At 66.4% G+C, this 19,313-nt stretch carries 17 protein-coding genes; 8 read left to right on the top strand and 9 right to left on the bottom strand.

What is annotated here, in order from left to right:
* The first annotated feature begins 85 nt into the window (after window positions 1–85).
* The 3 genes from G6N26_RS24930 to G6N26_RS24920 are packed head-to-tail and all read left to right on the top strand — an operon-like array spanning window position 86 to window position 3,082.
* Window positions 86–1,738: an acyl-CoA synthetase gene (locus tag G6N26_RS24930; RefSeq protein ID WP_083015312.1), complete on the top strand. Its 1,653-nt coding sequence runs from the start codon at window positions 86–88 to the stop codon at window positions 1,736–1,738.
* A 31-nt stretch (window positions 1,739–1,769) separates the two neighbouring features.
* Window positions 1,770–2,243, top strand: a complete 474-nt coding sequence (locus tag G6N26_RS24925) for an SRPBCC family protein (RefSeq protein WP_083015308.1) — start codon at window positions 1,770–1,772, stop codon at window positions 2,241–2,243.
* Window positions 2,240–3,082 (top strand): SDR family NAD(P)-dependent oxidoreductase, encoded by an 843-nt coding sequence (locus G6N26_RS24920; protein WP_067175371.1) that lies wholly within the window; start codon window positions 2,240–2,242, stop codon window positions 3,080–3,082. Before G6N26_RS24925 ends, G6N26_RS24920 begins: the two co-directional genes overlap by 4 nt.
* Here the strand turns inward: G6N26_RS24920 and G6N26_RS24915 are convergent, their stop codons facing one another.
* The gene (locus G6N26_RS24915) at window positions 3,083–4,288 is read right to left on the bottom strand and encodes a cytochrome P450 (protein WP_067175368.1); all 1,206 of its coding nucleotides are present in this window, start codon (window positions 4,286–4,288) and stop codon (window positions 3,083–3,085) included.
* Window positions 4,285–5,718, bottom strand: a complete 1,434-nt coding sequence (locus tag G6N26_RS24910) for an aldehyde dehydrogenase family protein (protein ID WP_232067630.1) — start codon at window positions 5,716–5,718, stop codon at window positions 4,285–4,287. Before G6N26_RS24910 ends, G6N26_RS24915 begins: the two co-directional genes overlap by 4 nt.
* Window positions 5,719–5,870: 152 nt before the next feature.
* Between G6N26_RS24910 and G6N26_RS24905 the strand changes: the two genes are divergently transcribed.
* The 4 genes from G6N26_RS24905 to G6N26_RS24890 all read left to right on the top strand — a co-directional run bounded on the left by G6N26_RS24905 (window position 5,871) and on the right by G6N26_RS24890 (window position 10,947).
* Window positions 5,871–7,079, top strand: a complete 1,209-nt coding sequence (locus G6N26_RS24905) for a cytochrome P450 (protein WP_083015301.1) — start codon at window positions 5,871–5,873, stop codon at window positions 7,077–7,079.
* A gap of 22 nt (window positions 7,080–7,101) precedes the next feature.
* Window positions 7,102–8,316: a CaiB/BaiF CoA transferase family protein gene (locus G6N26_RS24900; RefSeq protein ID WP_083015298.1), complete on the top strand. Its 1,215-nt coding sequence runs from the start codon at window positions 7,102–7,104 to the stop codon at window positions 8,314–8,316.
* A gap of 155 nt (window positions 8,317–8,471) precedes the next feature.
* Window positions 8,472–9,617: a thiolase family protein gene (locus tag G6N26_RS24895; RefSeq protein WP_067175359.1), complete on the top strand. Its 1,146-nt coding sequence runs from the start codon at window positions 8,472–8,474 to the stop codon at window positions 9,615–9,617.
* A gap of 82 nt (window positions 9,618–9,699) precedes the next feature.
* On the top strand, window positions 9,700–10,947 hold the full coding sequence (locus G6N26_RS24890; RefSeq protein ID WP_067175356.1) for an amidohydrolase family protein: 1,248 nt from the start codon (window positions 9,700–9,702) through the stop codon (window positions 10,945–10,947).
* On the opposite strand, the gene G6N26_RS24885 is transcribed toward G6N26_RS24890, so the two are convergent.
* From G6N26_RS24885 to G6N26_RS24860, 6 genes are read right to left on the bottom strand one after another with little or no spacing between them, the layout of a single operon-like run.
* Window positions 10,944–12,137: an acyl-CoA dehydrogenase family protein gene (locus tag G6N26_RS24885; RefSeq protein WP_083015294.1), complete on the bottom strand. Its 1,194-nt coding sequence runs from the start codon at window positions 12,135–12,137 to the stop codon at window positions 10,944–10,946. The genes G6N26_RS24890 and G6N26_RS24885 overlap by 4 nt on opposite strands.
* The gene (locus tag G6N26_RS24880) at window positions 12,137–13,183 is read right to left on the bottom strand and encodes an acyl-CoA dehydrogenase family protein (RefSeq protein ID WP_067175350.1); all 1,047 of its coding nucleotides are present in this window, start codon (window positions 13,181–13,183) and stop codon (window positions 12,137–12,139) included. The genes G6N26_RS24885 and G6N26_RS24880 overlap by 1 nt, the downstream gene beginning before the upstream one ends.
* A gap of 2 nt (window positions 13,184–13,185) precedes the next feature.
* On the bottom strand, window positions 13,186–14,016 hold the full coding sequence (locus G6N26_RS24875; protein ID WP_067175348.1) for an amidohydrolase family protein: 831 nt from the start codon (window positions 14,014–14,016) through the stop codon (window positions 13,186–13,188).
* A complete protein-coding gene (locus G6N26_RS24870) occupies window positions 14,013–15,647 on the bottom strand; it encodes an acyl-CoA synthetase (RefSeq protein ID WP_083015290.1) in 1,635 nt (544 codons plus the stop codon). The genes G6N26_RS24875 and G6N26_RS24870 overlap by 4 nt, the downstream gene beginning before the upstream one ends.
* A gap of 22 nt (window positions 15,648–15,669) precedes the next feature.
* Window positions 15,670–16,872, bottom strand: a complete 1,203-nt coding sequence (locus G6N26_RS24865; RefSeq protein ID WP_067175342.1) for an amidohydrolase family protein — start codon at window positions 16,870–16,872, stop codon at window positions 15,670–15,672.
* Between the two features lie 15 nt (window positions 16,873–16,887).
* Window positions 16,888–17,712, bottom strand: a complete 825-nt coding sequence (locus tag G6N26_RS24860; RefSeq protein WP_067175339.1) for an enoyl-CoA hydratase — start codon at window positions 17,710–17,712, stop codon at window positions 16,888–16,890.
* A gap of 263 nt (window positions 17,713–17,975) precedes the next feature.
* Between G6N26_RS24860 and mbp1 the strand changes: the two genes are divergently transcribed.
* On the top strand, window positions 17,976–18,215 hold the full coding sequence (mbp1, locus tag G6N26_RS24855) for a microaggregate-binding protein 1 (RefSeq protein WP_067175336.1): 240 nt from the start codon (window positions 17,976–17,978) through the stop codon (window positions 18,213–18,215).
* A 62-nt stretch (window positions 18,216–18,277) separates the two neighbouring features.
* On the opposite strand, the gene G6N26_RS24850 is transcribed toward mbp1, so the two are convergent.
* Entirely contained in the window at window positions 18,278–19,294 is a 1,017-nt protein-coding gene (locus G6N26_RS24850; protein ID WP_083015286.1) for a dihydrodipicolinate synthase family protein, read from the bottom strand.
* Window positions 19,295–19,313 lie beyond the last annotated feature (19 nt).

The following is a 19,313-nucleotide window of genomic DNA, read 5'->3' as shown; positions in this document are numbered from 1 at the left end:
GCGGACCCCGGTTTGGCGAGCAGACGCAGAATCGCACCGCACGAGGCTTACGCATGCGATTCTGCGTCTGCTCGGCGGAAAGGAAATAGTGGACACCACAACAACATTCACGGTGCCGGCGGTCGCGAAGGCCGTCGCGGCCGCAATCCCCGACCGCGAGCTCATCATCCAGGGGGATCGCCGCTACACCTACGCGCAGGTGATCGACCGCTCGAACCGGCTCGCCGCCTACCTGCACTCCCAAGGCCTGGGGTGCCACACCGAGCGCTCCGCGCTGGCCGGCCATGAAGTGGGCCAGGACCTGCTCGGCTTGTACGCCTACAACGGGAACGAATTCGTCGAGGCGCTGCTGGGCAGCTTCCAGGCACGCGTCGCCCCGTTCAACGTCAACTTCCGCTACGTGAAGAGCGAGTTGCAGTACCTGCTGGCGGATTCCGGGGCCACGGCGCTGCTCTACCACGCCGCGTTCGCGCCGCGCGTGGCCGAGATCCTCCCGGATCTCCCCCAGCTGCGCGTGCTGATCCAGATCGCCGACGCCTCGGGCAACGACTTGCTCGACGGCGCAATCGATTACGAGGACGCCCTGGCGTCCGTGTCGCCGGAACCGCCACCGGTGCAGCACTCCGCCGACGACCTGTACGTCCTGTACACCGGGGGCACGACGGGCATGCCGAAGGGCGTGCTGTGGCGCCAGCACGACATCTTCATGACGTCCTTCGGGGGGCGCAACCTCATGACGGGTGAGCCCTCGGCGTCCATCGACGAGATCGTCGAGCGCGCCGCCGCGGGGCCTGGAACCAAGCTGATGATCCTGCCCCCGCTGATCCACGGAGCGGCCCAGTGGAGCGTGATGACGGCGATCACGACGGGGCAATCGGTCGTCTTTCCCACGGTCGTCGATCATCTGGACGCCGACGACGTGGTGCGCACCATCGAGCGGGAAAAGGTCATGGTGGTTACGGTGGTCGGCGACGCGATGGCGCGCCCGCTGGTCGCCGCCATCGAGAAGGGGATCGCCGACGTATCGTCGCTGGCGGTCGTCGCCAACGGCGGCGCCCTGCTGACCCCGTACGTCAAGCAGCGCTTGATCGAAGTGCTGCCGAACGCCGTCGTCATCGACGGCGTCGGATCGTCGGAAACGGGCGCGCAGATGCATCACATGTCGACCTCGGGGGCGGTGGCGACCGGCACGTTCAATGCCGGGCCGGACACCTACGTGGCCGCCGAGGACCTGACGGCCATCCTGGCGCCCGGCCACGACGGGATGGGCTGGCTGGCGCAGCGGGGCTATGTTCCGTTGGGCTACAAAGGCGATGCGGCCAAGACGGCCAAGACCTTTCCGGTCATCGACGGCATCCGCTACGCGGTACCCGGCGACCGCGCGCGTCACGGTACCGACGGCTCCGTGGAATTGCTCGGCCGCGACTCGGTGACCATCAACTCCGGCGGCGAGAAGATCTTCGTCGAAGAGGTCGAAACGGCCATCGCGTCGCATCCCGCCGTGGCCGACGTGGTGGTGGCCGGCCGGCCGAGCGAACGGTGGGGCCAGGAGGTCGTCGCCGTGGTCGCGCTTGCCGAGGGCGCCAGCGTCGAGGTCGACGAATTGGTGACCCACGCGGCGCAGTCGCTGGCGCGCTACAAACTCCCCAAGGCGATCGTCTTTCGCCCGGTCATCGAGCGCAGCCCCTCGGGTAAGGCCGACTACCGGTGGGCACGCGATCAAGCGGTGAACGGCTGACCAGGTAGCCCGGTGCGGGAAGGCGTAACTGATGTCGTTGCTTCGCAAGGACGAGACGCTGACGGCATCGACGGAGGTGCGAGCCACTGCGGACCGCATCTACGCCGTCGTCTCCGACGTCACCCGCATCCCGGAATGGAGCCCGGAAACCACACGCGCACAGTGGCTGGCGCCGAATCGTTTTCAGGCCTGGAACCGTCGGCGGCTGGGTCGGTGGCGGACCGTGGCGAACGTCGTCGATGCCACACCCGGGCGCAGCTTCTCCTTCGTCGTTCAGGCCATGGGTGGGGATTGGACCCAGTGGACATATCTCATCGAACCCGGTTCCGCCCCCGGCACAGCGCGTCTCACCGAAGAGTTCCGGATGTGCGTTGAACTGCCTTTCGGCGTGCTGGTTTTCGAGCACCTGTTCTTGTTCGTCCGGGATCGGCGCCAGGACCTGCAAAAGAACCTCGATCTTTCGGTGGCCCGGATTCGCTCGATAGTGGAGGCAGGGAATTCATGAATCATCAAGGGCGTATTGCTGTCGTCACGGGTGCCGGCTCGGGCATCGGCCGCGCGCTGACCCAGGCGCTCACCCAGGACGGGGCGCACGTCGCGGCCGCCGACATCGACGACAAGGGCCTCACCGGCACGCAAGCAGCGTGCCCGCCCGGCCTGGTCACGCCGTACCGGGTTGATGTGGCGGACCGGGACGCGGTGCTGGGCTTCGCCGATGACGTGCACCGGCAGCTCGGCCCCGCTTCGATGGTGTTCAACAATGCCGGAGTTGACCTGTTCGCGAGCGTTGCGGACATGTCGTGGGCCGACTTCGACTGGCTCATCGGGATCAACGTGGGCGGCGTCGTCAACGGGACCAAGGCGTTTCTGCCCCAACTCATCCAGTCCGGCTCTTCGCAACGCCCCGCCCGGTTGGTCAACCTGTCCAGCGCCTTCGGGCTGATCGCGGTGCCCTACCAGGGCGCCTACAGCACGGCGAAGTTCGCGGTGCGCGGATTCACCGAGGCGCTTCGCCAGGAAATGATCATCGAACGCCATCCGGTGACGGTGCACTGCGTGCATCCGGGTGTCGTCCGAACCAACTTCGGGACCAATATGCGCGCCGCCGCCACCGAGGATCCCGACATGGCGGCGAAGCTCTTCGCACGCGCGGCGCTCACCTCACCCGAGAAGGCCGCTCGCCTCATTCTCCGAGGGGCCGAGAAAAACCGGGCCAGAATCCTCATCGGCCCCGACGGGCGTGCGATGGCGGCGATGCCCCGGCTGCTGGGCGCGCACTACACCGCTCTGCAGGCCTACGCCGCACGGGTGACGAACTCCCGCTCGGGGCGCGCCGGCGCCTGATTACGGCAGCACCCGCACCGGGACGTTATTCCACCCCGCGACGTTCTGCATGTTGACGCGGCTACAGCCCGCCCAGTCCACCTCATAGCGTGGCATGTAGTCGAGCAACTTCTGCAGTGCCACAGAGCTTTCCATCCGTGCCAGCGCCGCGCCGAGGCAGCTGTGGATCCCGTAGCCGAACCCGAGGTTCTGCGCCTCGGCGCGGTCGCGGTCGATGTCGAAGACCTCCGGCTTCGTCCACGCGTCGGGATCACGGTTGGCCGAGCCCAGTAGCAAAAACACCGGCTTGCCGGCCGGGATGGTGACGCCGTGCAGGGTGACGTCTTCGCGCGAACAGCGCACATTGTATTGGTTCGGGGATTCGTAGCGCAGCACCTCTTCGACCGCGGCGGGTACCCTGCTGCGGTCGTCGAGCAACTTCTGCCATTGCTGGGGATGGCGCGCAAACAACACCACCGCGTTGGCCACCAGCTTGGTCACCGTCTCGGCGCCGGCACCGCCCAACAGCACGGCGAACTGCGCGATTTCGATGTTGTCCAACGCGGTCAGCTCGCCGTTCTCGCGTTCCACCCGCGCCGCCACCAACGCGCTGATCATGTCCTCGCGCGGAGCGGCCCTGCGCTCCTTCACCAGCTGGTAGTAGGCGATCGCCATTTGCGTGGCGGCCTGGAAACCGGCCTCCGACATCTCGACCTCGCCGGGCTCGCGGTGCAGGAATTCGTCGAGCCACAGCCGGATCTGTTGGCGATCCTCTTCCGGCACCCCGAGCATGGTCGTGATGACTTCGACCGGAAACAGCGCCGAGAAATCCTGAACGACATCGAATCCCGCGGGATCGGTGGCGCCGAGATAGCGATCGATCAGGCCGGTCACCAGCGGGCGCATCGCTTCGATCGCGCGCGGGGTGAACACCTTGTTGACCAGACCGCGCATGTGCCGATGCTCGGGCGGGTCCATCATGATGATCGACTTGTGCCCCATCGGTTCCTCGGAGCGCACCGCCGCGAGGTCCACGCCGCGCGCCGACGAGTACGTCTCGAAGTTCTTGTACGCCGCGGCGACATCCACGTGGCGGCTCAGCGCGTAGAAGTCGTACCGTTCGCTGTAGTAGACTGGGGCCTCCTCACGCATCCGGCGATAGGTCTCGTACGGCCCGTTGAAGAAGTCCTCCGAGAACGGGTCGAATTCCAGTTCGGCGACGGTCATTTCGTAGCCTCCTTGAGCCGGCGGTGCGTGCGGGCCCGCGCGATCCGCAGGGCCGCGTTGGCGTAGAACCGCAACGAACTGCCGAACGGTGGCGCCGCGGTCCCGGTGATGCTGAACGGCAGGTCGTTGCCGACCACGGTGCGGTAGTGACTGAACGTGTCGAACCCGGCCTTGCCGTGATAGGCGCCCATCCCGCTGCGGCCCACTCCCCCGAACGGCGCAGCGGACGGGATCATCTGCGCCGCAAAATCGTTGCGGGCGACGCCGCCGCTGCGGGTGTTGCGGACAAAGGTGCGGAAATCGTCGTCGTCGGGACCGTACCAGTACGCCACCAGGGGCGCGGGGCGCCCGTTGATGTAGTCGATCGCCTCATTCAGACGTGAGTAGCCCACGACGGCCAGCACGGGGCCGAAGACCTCTTCGTCGGCGATCCGCATCCGGTCGTCGAGGTCGCGGACTAGGGTGGGCGCGATCTTGCGGCTGGCGCGGTCGGGTAGCGACTCGCCTTCCGGGGCAATGGTTTCCACCCGGGCGCCGTGCCCGCGCGCGTCATCAATCAGGCCCACCACCCGGTCGAAATTGGCCTGGTTGACGCTGGAGCAGTAGTCGGGATTGGCGATGACCGTCGGGAACATGCCGCGCAGGGTCTCGCGGGCGGTGTCGACGAAGGTGTCGAGGTCGGCGTCGGGCACCATGACGTAGTCGGGGCAGACACAGACCTGTCCGCCGTTGACCATCCGCGCCCGGGCGATGCGCGCCGCCGACCGCGCGATGTCGGCGCCCGGCGCAACGACCACCGGGTTCTTGCCGCCGAGTTCCAGCGTCACCGGAACGAGGTTCTGGGCAGCCGCGCGTTGCACCAGCGCGCCCACCGACGGCGACCCGGTGAAAAACAGGTGATCGAACGGCAACGCCGCGAACTCGGCCGCGACGTCGGCGCCGCCGGTCACGACGTCGAGCTCGGTCGGGTCGAAGTACCTGCGCGCAGTCGCCGCCATCAGATCCGCGGTGTGGGCAGTGATCTCCGACATCTTGATCATCACCCGGTTGCCGGCCGCGAACGCCGCCGACGCCGGCAGCACCACAAGATTGACCGGGAAGTTCCACGGACCGATCACGCCGACGACACCGAGCGGGGTGGGATGGACTTCGGCCCGCAGGCCACACAGCCGCGCGGCGGGCATCAGTTTGGCCGGGCGCATCCATTGCGCCACATGGGATCTGGTGTGCTCGACCACCGAGGTGATCCCGATGATCTCGGTAAACAACGAGGCCGCCTTGGACCGGGTCCCGTAGTCGGCGGCCATGGCGTCGATGAACGCGTCGCTGTTGTCCAGCAGCAGCGCCATCAGCCGATCGATGCGGTTGCGCCGGACCGCGGCCGTGGGCGGCCCCTCGGCCACAAAGGATCGCCGCTGCCGGTCCAGCATCGCCTGCAAATCGGCCCGCTGTTGCCCCGCCGGACTGTCAACCTGTTGGCCAACTGAACCCATGGCTGCACAGCTTACGGCACCGTAGGCGCGTCGATATAGTCTACTGTAATCTTTACAGTACGACCGTGTACCCGAGCCGGAGAGCAGCCGTGGAAAGTCAGCTTCAGGATGCCGTCACCGGCGCTAAGCCGGGCGACTACCTGCGTGACCCGTACCCGTACTTCGCGCAAAAGCGCACCGAGGGTGGGGTTTTTCACGGCACGGTCATGGACTACTCCAAGACCCCGGAGTCGCTGCGGCCCAAGCGGTCCTTCGCGGCGGTGTCCTTCGACGCGGTGAACAAGGTGTTTCGCGACGGCCGGGTGTTCAGCTCGGCGATGTACGACACCACCATCGGCCTGTTCATGGGGCCGACGATTCTGGCGATGGAGGGCAAAAAGCACCGCGACCATCGCAACCTGGTGTCGGCGGCGTTCAAGTCCAAGGCGCTGGCCCGCTGGGAGCCCACGGTCGTGCGGCCGATCTGCAACGCCCTCATCGACGAGTTCATCGCCGACGGTCGGGCCGATCTGGTCCGCCAGTTCACGTTCGAGTTTCCGACCCGGGTCATCGCCGCGTTACTGGGTCTGCCCGACGAAGACGTGCCCATGTTCCACCGGCGCGCGGTGGAGTTGATCAGCTACGCCGTCAAGTACGAACGGGCCTTTGAAGCCTCGGCGGCGTTGAAGGACTACTTCCTCGAGCAGATCGAAGCGCGCAAGGCCAAGCCGACCGAGGACATCATCGGCGACCTGGTCACCGCGGAGATCGACGGCGAAAAGCTCAGCGACGAAGCCATCTACTCGTTTTTGCGGCTGTTGCTGCCCGCCGGGCTCGAAACCACCTACCGATCCTCGGGCAATCTGTTGTTCCTGTTGCTCACCCACCCCGAACAGCTCGCCGCGGTGCAGACCGACACCACGTTGATCGCCCCGGCGATCGAGGAGGGACTGCGATTCGAGACGCCGTTGACCACGGTGCAGCGGTTCACCGCCGAAGACACCGAATTGGAGGGGATCAAGATCCCGGCGCGGTCGGTGGTCGACGTGTGCATCGGCTCGGCGAATCGCGATGCAAACCGCTGGGAGCGCTCGGAAGAGTTCGACATCTTCCGGGCGCACATGCCGCACATCTCGTTCGCCGCCGGCGAGCACACCTGCTTGGGGCTGCACCTCGCGCGCATGGAGACCCGGGTCGCGCTCGAATGCCTGTTGGATCGGGTGACCGACCTCAACCTGCTCGCCGATGACGATCCGCATATCCACGGTCAGCCGTTCCGTTCGCCGACGGCGCTTCCGGTTACGTTCGACGCGAAGTAGGGTCCCGGGAATGGTGAAGGTAATGCAGGGCTTTCGGGTCCTCGAGGTTGCGCAGTTCACGTTCGTCCCCGCCGCCGGTGCGATCCTCGCCGACTGGGGCGCCGACGTCATCAAGGTCGAGCACCCGGCACGCGGCGACACCCAGCGCGGCTTCGTCAACATGGGCGGCTTCCAACTCGATCCCGACCGGCATCCGCTGATCGAGCATCCCAATCGTGGCAAGCGCAGCGTCGGAATCGACGTCTCCACGCCGGGCGGCCAGGAAGTGATCTACGAGTTGGCCAAGACCGCCGACGTGTTCCTGACCAACTACATGCCCGCGCAGCGGCAGAAGAACAAGTTCGACGTCGAGCACATCCGCGCCGTGAACCCGAACATCGTGTATGCCCGCGGCAGCGCCTACGGCGACAAGGGAGGCGAGCGGAACGTCGGCGGCTACGACGGAACAGCGTTCTGGACGCGCAGCGGGGTGGGGTACGCGCTGACCCCCGAGGAGTTGGGCGGCGCTCTGGGACAAGGCATTCCCGCCTTCGGGGACTCCATCGGCGGCATGTTCATCGCCGGCGGCATCTCGGCCGCGCTGCTGCACCGCGAACGCACCGGCGAGGCACTCGAGCTGGACGTGTCGTTGCTGAGCACGGCGTGGTGGGCGGCGGGCGCGAGCGTCACGCAAGGCATGGAGACCGGCGAGGTCATGCGCACACCGATGCCAGGATCCGCCGCCGCATCGGTGAACCCGTTTCTGGGCAACTACGAAACCTCCGACGGCGGCACGATCAACCTGTGCATCGTCAGTCCGACGGGCTACATTCGCGACACGTTCGAGCACCTCGGCATCCCCGAGGCCGCCGACGATCCCCGCTTCTCCGACGTGTTGCCGTTGATCCAGAACGCCGATGCGGCCGCCGAGCTGATCGCAAAGGCCTTCGCCGGCAAGCCCTTCGACTACTGGCGACAGCACCTCAAAACGATGAAGGGCCAGTGGGCGCCGTTCCAGAGCCTCATCGATCTGGCCGATGACGAGCAAGCCATCGCCAACGACATGATCGTCGAAGTCGAGGCCAACGACGGCGGCGCACCGTTCAAGGTCGTGCGCGGGCCGGTGCAGTTCAACCACGAGCCGCTCGTCACCACCCGGGCCCCGCAGGCCTCCGAGCACACCGAAATCGTCCTGATGGAACTCGGGATGGACTGGGACCGCATCGCCGAACTCAAAGAGGCAGGGGCTATCGCATGAATCGCACCGGCGACGATGCAGAGCGAAGCGATGAGAAGGAGTGGTGCGCATGAATCGCACCGGCGACGATGCAGAGCGAAGCGATGAGGAGGAGTGGTGCGCATGAATCGCACCGGCGACGATGCAGAGCGAAGCGATGAGGAGGAGTGGTGCGCATGAATGACGTCGCGATCATCGGCGTGGGCCTGCACCCCTTCGGCCGCTTCGAGGGCAAGTCCGCGATGGAAATGGGCGTCGACGCCATCCGGCTCGCGGTCGACGATGCGGGCGTGCAGTGGAAGGACATCCAGGCCGCCACTGGAGGCAGCTGGACGGTCGCCAATCCCGATGCGATCGTCGGCATGGTCGGGCTGTCGGGCATCCCCTTCACCAACGTGTTCAACGCCTGCGCGACCGCGGCCAGCGCCGCCAAGGCCTGCGCGGACGGAATCCGGCTGGGCGACTACGACATCGGGATCGCCATCGGTCTGGACAAGCATCCGCGCGGCGCGTTCACCGAAGACCCGGCGCTGGTGGGGATGCCGCGCTGGTACGCCGAGAACGGGCAGTACCTCACCACGCAATTCTTCGGCATGAAGGCCAACCGTTACCTGCACGAGCACGGCATCTCCCAGCAAACGCTGGCCAAGGTGGCCGCCAAGAACTTCCGTAACGGCGCGCAGAACCCGAATGCGTTTCGCCGCAAGCCGATTCCCGAAGACGAGATCCTCAACTCGACGATGCTGAACTACCCACTCACCCAGTACATGTTCTGTGCGCCCGACGAGGGCGCCGCCGCCGTGGTCATGTGCCGTGCCGATATTGCGCACCGCTATGCCGCCAAACCGATCTTCCTGCGCGCGGTCGAGGTGCGCACCCGTCGCTACGGCGCCTACGAGGTGAACACCACCTTTGCCCCCGTCGACGAGGACGTGGCGCCGACCGTGTATGCCGCCAAGTCCGCGTTCGAAAAGGCCGGAGTGGCACCGGAAGACGTCGACGTCATCCAGCTGCAGGACACCGACGCCGGCGCCGAGATCATCCACATGGCCGAATGCGGGTTCTGCGCCGACGGCGAGCAGGAGAAGCTGTTGGCCGACGGTGCCACCGAGATCACCGGCTCGATGCCGATCAACACCGACGGCGGGCTGATCGCCAACGGCGAACCGATCGGGGCGTCGGGCCTGCGGCAAATCCACGAGCTGGTGCGCCAGCTGCGCGGCGAAGCGGGTGATCGTCAGGTTGCCGGTGCCCCGCGCGTCGGGTTCGCTCAGCTCTACGGCGCGCCGGGCACCGCCGCGGCCACCATCCTCACCACCTAGCGCGAGCAGACGCAGAATCGCACGATTCGAGTCTCGACTGCGCGATTCTGCGTCTGCTCACGCGAGAAAGGGCACCGAGCCGATGACCCAATTCACCGGGGCGCCGATCTTCGACGCCGACCAGCACATGTACGAAACACCGGAAGCGCTGACGAAGTACCTTCCGGAGAAGTATTCGCGGGCCGTCCAATTCGCCCAGATCGGGCGGCAAACCCGCATCATCATCAACAACAAGGTCAGTGACTTCATCCCCAACCCGACATTTGAACGCGTCGCCGCCCCCGGCGCGCACGAGAAGTTCTTCGCCGGGGAAAACACCGAGGGCCTCACGCTACGGGAGATGCAGGGGCCGGCCATCGCGGCGCCGGAAGCGACCCGTAACCCGGTCGATCGAGTGGCCGAACTCGACCGCCAGGGTGTCGTCGAGGCGCTGAACTATCCCACGCTGGCCAGCCTGGTCGAGCACTCCTCGGCCGACGACCCCGAGCTCACACTCGCGATCATCCATGCGTTGAACCAGTGGATGGCCGAACACTGGACCTACAACTACGCCGACCGCGTGTTCTCCACGCCCATCATCAACTTGTCCGAGGTCGACGCCGCTCAGCGCGAACTGGATTACCTCCTGGCCAACGGTGTTCGCGCCGCGCTGGTCAAACCGGGGCCGGTGAACGGCGTCCGTGGCTGGCGGTCGCCGGCGCTGCCCGAATTCGACCCCTTCTGGCGCGACGTCGAGGCCGCCGGCCTGCCGATCGTGCTGCATGCCAGCTACCCACCGCTGGACGACTACGTCGGCACGTGGGAACCTCCCCACACCCAGAACTTCATGGCCATGAGCGCATTCCGCTGGATGGTGCTGGGCCATCGCGAGATCGCCGACATGATCACCAGCCTGATCTGCCACGGCACCCTGACCCGATTCCCGAAGCTGCGCATCGCCAGCGTCGAGAACGGCAGTTCATGGATCTTCCCGTTGTTCACCGACTTTGAAGACCTCTACAAGAAGATGCCGCAGAATTTCCCGGAGCATCCGCACGAGGTGTTCCGGCGCAACATCTGGGTCAGCCCGTTCTGGGAGGGCTGCGTGGCCGACGTCGTCGAGACGGTGGGATGGGACAGGGTGCTCTTCGGCTCCGATTACCCGCACCCCGAAGGCCTCGCCGAGCCTAACGGCTTTTGGAAATACGCCGACACCATGGACGAGCGGCGCACGTATGACTTCATGGGTGACAACGCCCGCCGGTTCATGGGGCTGCCGATCGCCAACCCCGACCCCGCCGCCGTCAACCCGCCGGCCCTCGCGGGCGCCGTTAACCCCGCCGAGCGCTAGGAAGCCTTCTGCGCGACCGGCGCGTAGGCCGGCTTGCCCAGGCCCAGCATGTACTGAGCGATCATGTTGCGGAACACCTCCAGCGTGCCGCCGTAGATCCCGACCAGCGGCGCGAACCGGAACACGTACTCCGCGGCGCCGTCGTCGGCCGCACCGTCGGTGCCGATCGGCAGGGTGGACGCGGTGCCCAGCAGATCCATCAGGTCCGGCGCGATGTCGCGCATCGTCTGCGCGAGGGCGACGCGGCCGAAGATGCTGGGCGCACTGAGCGCCGCTTCCATACGCGCGGCGCTGCGGCCCAACCGGTACGCCACCGCCGCATCGTCAATGAGCCTGCGCCCGTTCGGATCCCGCTCTGAAACCTTGGCCGCGGCCTTGTCCAGCGCGTCGGCCATGAAACCGGCCTGATGCATCATGATCGACACGTCCTGCAACCCGTCGGGGGCGGCAGCCACCGCACCGTGCTCGACGTTGAGCGGTTCGCGTAGCACGGTCCAGCCCGCGTTCACCTCTCCCAGCCGGTACTTGTCGTCCACGCGCACGTCGCTGTAGTAGACGATGTTGGTGCGGTCGCCGTCGACGGTGCGGATGCCCTGGATCTCGATGCCCGGGGAGTCCAGCGGAACCAGGAACATGGTCAGGCTCTTGTGCTTCGGGGCGGACGGGTCCGTGTTGGTGATGAGGAACACGTACCGGCAGTTGTGCGCTCCGGTGGTAAACATCTTGGAGCCGTTAATGATCCAGCCGTTCCCGTCCCGCACTGCGCGGGTCTTACAGGTGGCGATGTCGGATCCGCCCTCGGGCTCGGTGTAGCCCAGGCACAACCGAACGTGTCCACTGAAGACGCCCGGCAACACTTCGTCCTGCAGTTCGCTGGACCCGAACCGCGCCACCGAACGCGCCACCATGGCGGTGGTACCCCAGGTCACCCAGGGCACGTGGGCGCGCCGCTTCTCCAGTTCCCAGATGCGGCGATGCACCCGGCTGAAGCCCCCATCGGCTTCCGGCTTCCATTCGCGTTCCAGGTATCCGGCGGCGCCGAGCGCCAGGTGCACCCCTTCGTCGAAGTTGTCGCCCGTTTCGCGGTCCCGGCGCTTGACGTCGTCGGTCACATGGGTGCGCAGGAATTCTCGCGCTTCGTCGAGGAAACGCTGGTCGTCGTCGGACAGCGTGACACGTGAGAAATCCACTATGCGCCCTCTCTACTCTCGCGCGCGGCGACGAGTTCGCCGATGTGCTTCGCGCTGGCGCCGGGATCCCCGCCGGCCAGGGCCCAGCCGCGGGCCCGCACCAGATAGGCCGTCGCGGCTGCCTCCGCCGACACGCCGAGACCGCCCTGCACATGCACGGCCATGGTCGCGGCCTTCGCCGCTTCTTCCGCCATGAACACGAAGGCCGCCGGCGCCAACTCGGGGCGTTCGTCGGGCTCGTTGTCCAGGAACCAGGCCGCGCGCCGCGCCAGATTGCGGCCACCCTGCACCGTGATGGCGATGTTGGCCAGTGGATGGGAGATGCCCTGCAGCGTCGAAATCGGCACGCCCAGCGTGTAGCGGGTTTTGGCGAACTCGGCGGCGATCGTCATGGTTTCGTCGACCAGGCCCACCAACGCCGCGGCCGACAGCACCCGCCACTCATCCAGCGCGCGTTGATATTCCGCCAGCGCATCGGATCCGCTGGCCAGCACGGCGCGGGTGTCGGCGGTCGCCGGATCCACCCAGGCCATCGGCAGGCGGCCGATGTTGTCGACCTTTGTCGGGCGGGTACCGAAGGTCAGCGCGACGACATCCGCGCCGTCGCGCACGATGACCTGGTCGGCGATCGACCCGGTGGGCAGCAGCCGCGCCCCGGACCCGCCGTCGTGCTGGGGATCGAAGGCAACCAGTCGCTTGCCTTGCACCACATCGGGTTCCACGGCGCCGAGCCGGGCCAGCAGGCGCGCGGCGCAGACTTGATCGATCCACGGCACCGGCGCCAGCGACCGGCCGATCTCCTCGGCCACCAAGGTCAGGTCGACGAGCGTCGCGCCGTCTCCGCCCGCCGATTCCGGCACGGCCATCGTGGTTGCGCCCATGGCGCACAACCGCTCCCAGAGGTTCTTGTCGAAGCCGGTCTCCTCCGCGGCGCGCACGGTCTCGATCGGGCAATGCGTCTTGAAGAAATCGCGGTACGCGGCCTGCAACGCCTCGTGATCGCTGGTCAGGCTGTAGTCGAGCCTGCGTAGTTCGTAACGGTCCATACTCAGCATTCCTCCTGACCACCGAAGAAGAATTCTTGGGCGTTGTTGTAGAGATAGTTCTCGAGGACGTCGGCGGGCAGATCCAGCGCGGTGGCCTCGGGCACGACGCGGTGCATTTTCAGGACGGGCCAATCGGAACCGAAGATCACCTTGCCCTTCCCGCGGGTCCGCATGTAGTGCAGCAGGCTCTCCGGTAGTCGCTTCGGCGACCATGCCGACGTCATCAGGCGCAGGTTGGCGTATTTGATCAGCAGCCTGATCGCGATGTCCCACCAGGGATCTGCGCCGTGGATCATGCACAGTTTGAGTTCCGGGAACCGCACGCACACCCGGTCGAGGTGAATCGGATTCTGCACCTCCCCGGGGATGGGCGGCCCGGGCAGGCCGGTGTTGACGCACAGCGGAAGCTCGAGCTCGGCGCACTTGGTGTAGAGCGGGTAATAGACGGCGTCGCTGGGCGGGTACTGGCCGTCACCCCAAAAGCTGGGCCCCACAGCCGCATACGCCACAGGCAGGTCGTTGACGACGGCGGCAAGCTCCCGCAGGGAGGGCATCGGCCGCAGCAGGTTCACCCCGCCCATGGCCAGGGCGAACCGCTCGGGCTTGTCCTCGACGAATTTGCGCGCCGTCACCGAGGGCTTGGCGAGGTTGTCCATCAGGATGGCTTTGCGCACGCCGTGCGCGTCCATTTCGTCGATCAGCTCGGACATCTCGACGGGCTCGAACATGGACTGCGGGCCCTTGAAGTAGTCGTCTCGCACCTTGAGCATCCAGGTCGGTTGCTTCTCGGTCTCGCCGAAGTGCACGTTGACCAGGCAATCGATCGCGTTCATGTGGACATCGGCGCCTTTGCTGTTGCGTGACGTTTCGCCCAACGGTAATCGGCCTTGCCATTGCCCAGGCGTTGGACCTGCTCGACGAAGAGGAATTCCTTGGGCGCCTTGAACCGCGCGAGTTGCGTGGTGCACGCCGTGTGCAGTTCGTCGGCCGTCACGGCGGCTTCCGGTCCTTCGCCCCGAAGCTCGACGAGGGCGACGAGTTCTTCCCCCCAGCGCTCGCTGGGGCGCCCGACCACCAGTGCGTCGGCAACCGCCGGGTGGGCGCGCAGCACCTCTTCGACCTCCTCGACGAAGACCTTCTCGCCGCCGGTGTTGACCACCAGCGAGTCCCGGCCGAACAGCCGCAACGTACCGTCGGGCTCCAGCCCGGCGCGGTCGCCTGATATCACCACCCGCTTGCCGTCGATCTCGGGAAAGGTCTTGCGGGTGGCGTCGGGATCGTTGAAGTACCCCAACGGGATTCGTCCTTCCCTGGCGGCCCAACCCACCTCCGTCTCGCCCGGACAGAGGAAGCGGCTGTAGTCCTCGGAGAGCACCAGCCCGCCCTCCCGCAGGGTGAACGTGTCGGATTGCGTGTCGCGCCGGCTGTGACCGAATCCCATGTTTCCGGTCTCCGACGATCCGTACCCGTTGATCACCGTCACCTGGGGGATCAACTCCACCAGGGCGCGTTGGTATTTCGGATTCGTCGCGGCGCCGCCGGTGCCGATCGCATACAGCGACGACAGATCGTAGGAGCCGCGGCGCAATTCGGCCACCAGCGGCGCGGCGTAGGCGTCGCCGACCATCGTCATCAAGCCGACCTTCTCGCGCTGCGCCGTCTCCAACACCGTTTGCGGGTCGAGCTTCTTGCCGGTGTCGTACATCACCACGGGCGTGCCGGCCATGATCGCCGAGAACGCCGTCCACATGCCGGCCGCGTGCATCAGTGGCGACACCGCGAACCACGGCGCCCCGGCCGCCCCGCGCACCTTGTCGTGAATCTCCTGGGCGGCGGCATGGTCTGCCCCCACCATCGACGACACATAGATGTCGGACTGCCGCCACAGCACGCCCTTGGGCCGGCCCGTGGTGCCGCCGGTGCAGATCATCAGCAGGTCATCCGGCGACGCGATCACGCGCTGGTCGGTATCCCCCTGCGCCAGCGCGTCTTCCAGCGACACCGCACCGGGCAGGTTCGGGGCCTCGCTGCCGTCGTCGACCGCGATCAGCAGATCGGCGCCGTCCCGGGCGAGGACGTCGGCGAACTTGGCGCCCAGCGCGCGGTGGTAGATGACCGCCCGAGGCTGTACGTAATCGAGGAGTTCACCGACTTCGCGCGGCGTGTAGTAGTAGTTGATGTTCACCGGGACGGTCCGGGCCTTGAGGCACCCGATGACCATGTCGGGGTAGAGATCGTTGTGCATCACCAGCGCAACCCGGTCCTGCCCGCATTCCCAGTTCTGCAGGGATGCCCGCTCACGGTGCGCGCCGAATCCCTTGCTCGCCAGGAAGTTCGCCAGCCGGCGGGTGCGGTCCGCGGACTCGGCGAAGGTGCTGCGGCGGTCGCCGCACACCGTCATCGTCCGGTCGCCGATGACGCCGGCGATCTCGTCGAGGACGGCCCCGATGGTCCATTCGCTCACGGAAGTACCCGGGCCCCGGTGATCAAGCAGCCGATCCGACTTGGACGCCCAAGAGGTCTAGGGCGTTGTCTCGCATGATCTTTCGAACATCGGACTCGCTGAATGCTTTCAGCTCCTCGACGAACGACACGGGCGATTCGAGCCCTTCCCCGTGTGGCCAGTCGGAACCGAAGAGGATCTTGTCGACGCCGATGACCTCGGCCAGTTCCGGCAAATCGTCTTCGTAGTAGGGCGCGATCCACACGTTGTTGCGCAGCTGTTCGACCGGGTCCTCGGGGAAATGCTGGGGCTGGGTGTTGGCCGCCTTCTTCAGCCGCTTGGTCAGCCGGTGCACGAAGTAGGAACCGTTTTCGATGCTGACCGCCTTGAGTTTCGGATGACGGGTGAACACGCCATGCACGATCATCGAGGCCATGGTGTCGTGAATGGCCCGGTCGTCCAGGAGCACCTGATCCAGTGGATCTTTCGCGCCGAAGCCCTCGAAGGTCGACTTCCCGCCCCAGAGAGCGGCGATCGCCAGGTAGCCGCTGTCGGACAGGTGGAATCCCACCGGCACTCCGGCTTCGGCCAGCCGGGCCCACACCGGATCGTGGCTGGGATCGCCCAGCGACCGGGGCTTGACTAGCCCGGGCACCGGCGCGGGCCGCACCAGCACCAGCTTGGCGCCGCGCGCCAACACGAACTCGACCTCTTCGACGGCTTTGACGGGATCGGCCAGCGAGATGATCGGGGCGGAGATGATGCGGTGATCGGGGCGATCGAAGCCCCAGTCCTCGTCGAGCCACAGGTTGAATGCGTGCACCGAGGCCATCGTCGCCTCGATGTCGTGCTTGAGCGCCTCCTCGACCCCGCACGCGAACGTGGGCAGCATGAACACCGTTTCGATGTCCTGGGCGTCCATCACCGTGATCCGGGCGTCGCGGTTCTGGTACTCCGGGTGTTCGGAGAGTCGCTCGACTTTCATCAGCGACGCCGGGTCGACGCCTTCCGGGATCTCGCCGCGGAACAACAGATCCAGGCAGCCCGGCACGATGATCGGGTCGAAGGTGACGTTCGGGATGAAGTGGTTGATGCGGTCGCCCATCAAGGCCCAGCTGCGTTTGCCGTCGCTGACGATCTGCACACCGCGGCGCTTGAACCGCTTGTCCAGGTGGCGGGTGAACGAATCGACCGGCTCGTAGTAGTGGTTGTCGACGTCGATCGCTTGGTAGCCCAACGCGTTCATGATGATCCTTTCGGCTTAGGTGGCCAACGGCGGGAACCGCGGCGGCCGCTTCTCCAGGAAGCTCGTAATCCCTTCGACGACATCGGGCCGCAGCAGCGACTCGTGCATGAGCGTTTCGGCGCGCGCGCTGACATCGGCAACGTCACGCAGCGCATCGCCGTAGGCCTGCCGCTTGATGGCCGCCAGCGACGCCGGCGAACAATTGCGCGCGATGTCTTCGGCGTACGCCATGGCCCGCGGCATCAGTTGTTCGGGGGCAACCACGTCCTTGACCAGTCCGAGTTCGGCGGCCTCCTCGGCGAAAAACGTGCGCCCGCTCAACAGCAGGTCCATCGACGCGCCCCAGCCGGCGAGCCGCGGCAGGATCCAAGAGATCCCGTACTCGGCGATCAGACCCCGCCGGGTGAACGCGGTGGCGAATTTGGCTCCGGCGGCCGCGAACCGGACGTCACACATCAGGGCGTGGGTCAGCCCAATGCCGACGCACGCGCCGTTGACCGCGGCGATGATCGGCTTGCGCAACTCGGTGAGGAAGTGGGGGTGGCGGTCGCCGACCAGCTTGGTGACGTCGGTATCGCCGTCACCCAGCTTTTCGTCGATGGATCCAGCGCCACCCAGATCCGCGCCCGCGCAGAATCCCCTGCCGGCACCGGTCAACACGATCACCCGGACCGTGGGATCGGCTTCGGCGCGGTCGATGCTTGCGTAGAAGCCCCTGGAGATGTCGGGGCCCCAGGCGTTGAGCCGCCCCGGGCGGTTGAACGTCACGACCGCAACACCGGTGTCAGTGGTCTCATACAGCACCGCCTCATCGGTGACCACACGGTCGGCGGCGCTCATGAGACCGTCCCCTCATTGCTGACGAACTGGCGAGTTTGTACCCATACTGTATACCTATCGGTACCGCATTCCACAACTGCGTCAGCGCGCCCGTGAACAGCCACTAAACTGCGCTTTTCGGCCGTCGGCCGGCGGCGGCTTCGACCCGCCGGACGGGGGGTCGGCGACGTTTGTGGCGACCGACACGCCGACCCATGTTTGCACCCGCCCGGTGATCGGGAACGCGTAGAGGAGCCAACGATCACATGGGGTAAGGAGAGGCAATGGTTGACACCAAGAGCGGCCCGATCGAACTGGTGCGGGGCATCGTGGAAGACGTCCTCGGGAAGACCAAGCAGGTCATCGGCATCATCATCGGCCACAACGACCTGATCGAAGAGGGTAAGGCCCAGCAGGACAAGGCGGACGCGCAGCGCAGCGCCGGGAAAAAGGAAGCCGCCGCCGAGAAGGCCCGCGGCAAGGCCAAGACGTACGAGGAACGTGAGCGGGCCGAACAGCAGTAAACGGCCGGCTGAGCGAGCGGGCCCGGTGATCTGACCGGGCCCGCTTCGCGTTGTAATCCGTTCTACTGCAACACCGTTTGGATCAAACCCAGGCGCTGGTAGGCATGCTCGATCTGCGCCTTCGCCTCGGCGGGCAATTCGGCCTGCGGCGGGCGGGAATGCGGGTACGCCCCGATCGGCAACCCCAGCAGCGACGCGGCGTACTTGAACGCGCCGCCCCAGTGGGTGAAGTAGTCCGCACGGCCCGGGTAGCACGTCCACCACGATCCGACGTCCAGGTCGAACTGGTCCAGCCCGGACTCGCGGCCGTAGTCCATGGCCTCGATGAGCTTGTCGCTCTGCACCAAATCCCAATATTCGGAGAACAATCGCCGCTCGGGCGTCTCGAATAGGTAGCCCGCGGTCCCCAGCTGCGCCGGGCACACGATCCCGTCGCGCAGCCACCCGGCCCGGTACACCGTCTTGTCGCATTCCCACACCGCCAGACCGGGCGCCAGCTCGTGCAGCATGCGGCTGGCCGCCGGCCGGAAGGCGCCCTCCTTCGTGGCGCACACCGCGGGCACCTCGTCGTAGATGCGTGCGCTCTCGGCCGGGGTCAGCACGTAACCCGATGACGGCGAATTGAACATGCCCAGAGCGATATTCGTGCGCGCAGCCACGTAATGGAAAAAACGCAGGACGCCTTCGCCCCCATGGGCCTCCATCATGGGCGTCTGGATGTAGGCGATGTCGGCGCCCACCTCCTGGGCGTGCAGCGTCAGATCCAGACAATCCTTCGCCGACATCGCCGCTGTGCAGGCCTGCACCACCACACCGGGATTGAGACTGCGCGCCTCCTCGATGGCGACCTCCAGCAGACGCTTGCGCTCGTCGAGGGTCAGCGACCAGAATTCCGCGATCCCGCTGGTGCACCACAACATCGGGTGCCCGAGGTCACCGACGCAATAGCGCACCAGCGTCCGGTAAGCGTCCCAGTCGATGTCGTCACCGTCGGTGCCGCAGAAGGGGGTGTATAGAGAGTCGCCGATCCCCCGCAATGCGCCGGGCGCCCACGCGCGCGCCTCTGCTGCCGTAGCCACAGTCGACTCCTTCTGTCTG

The sequence above is a fragment of the Mycobacterium marseillense genome (assembly GCF_010731675.1).
Classification (GTDB): domain Bacteria; phylum Actinomycetota; class Actinomycetes; order Mycobacteriales; family Mycobacteriaceae; genus Mycobacterium; species Mycobacterium marseillense.
Note: the sequence above shows the minus strand (reverse complement) of the source record. Positions and strands in the feature narration are given on the sequence as shown.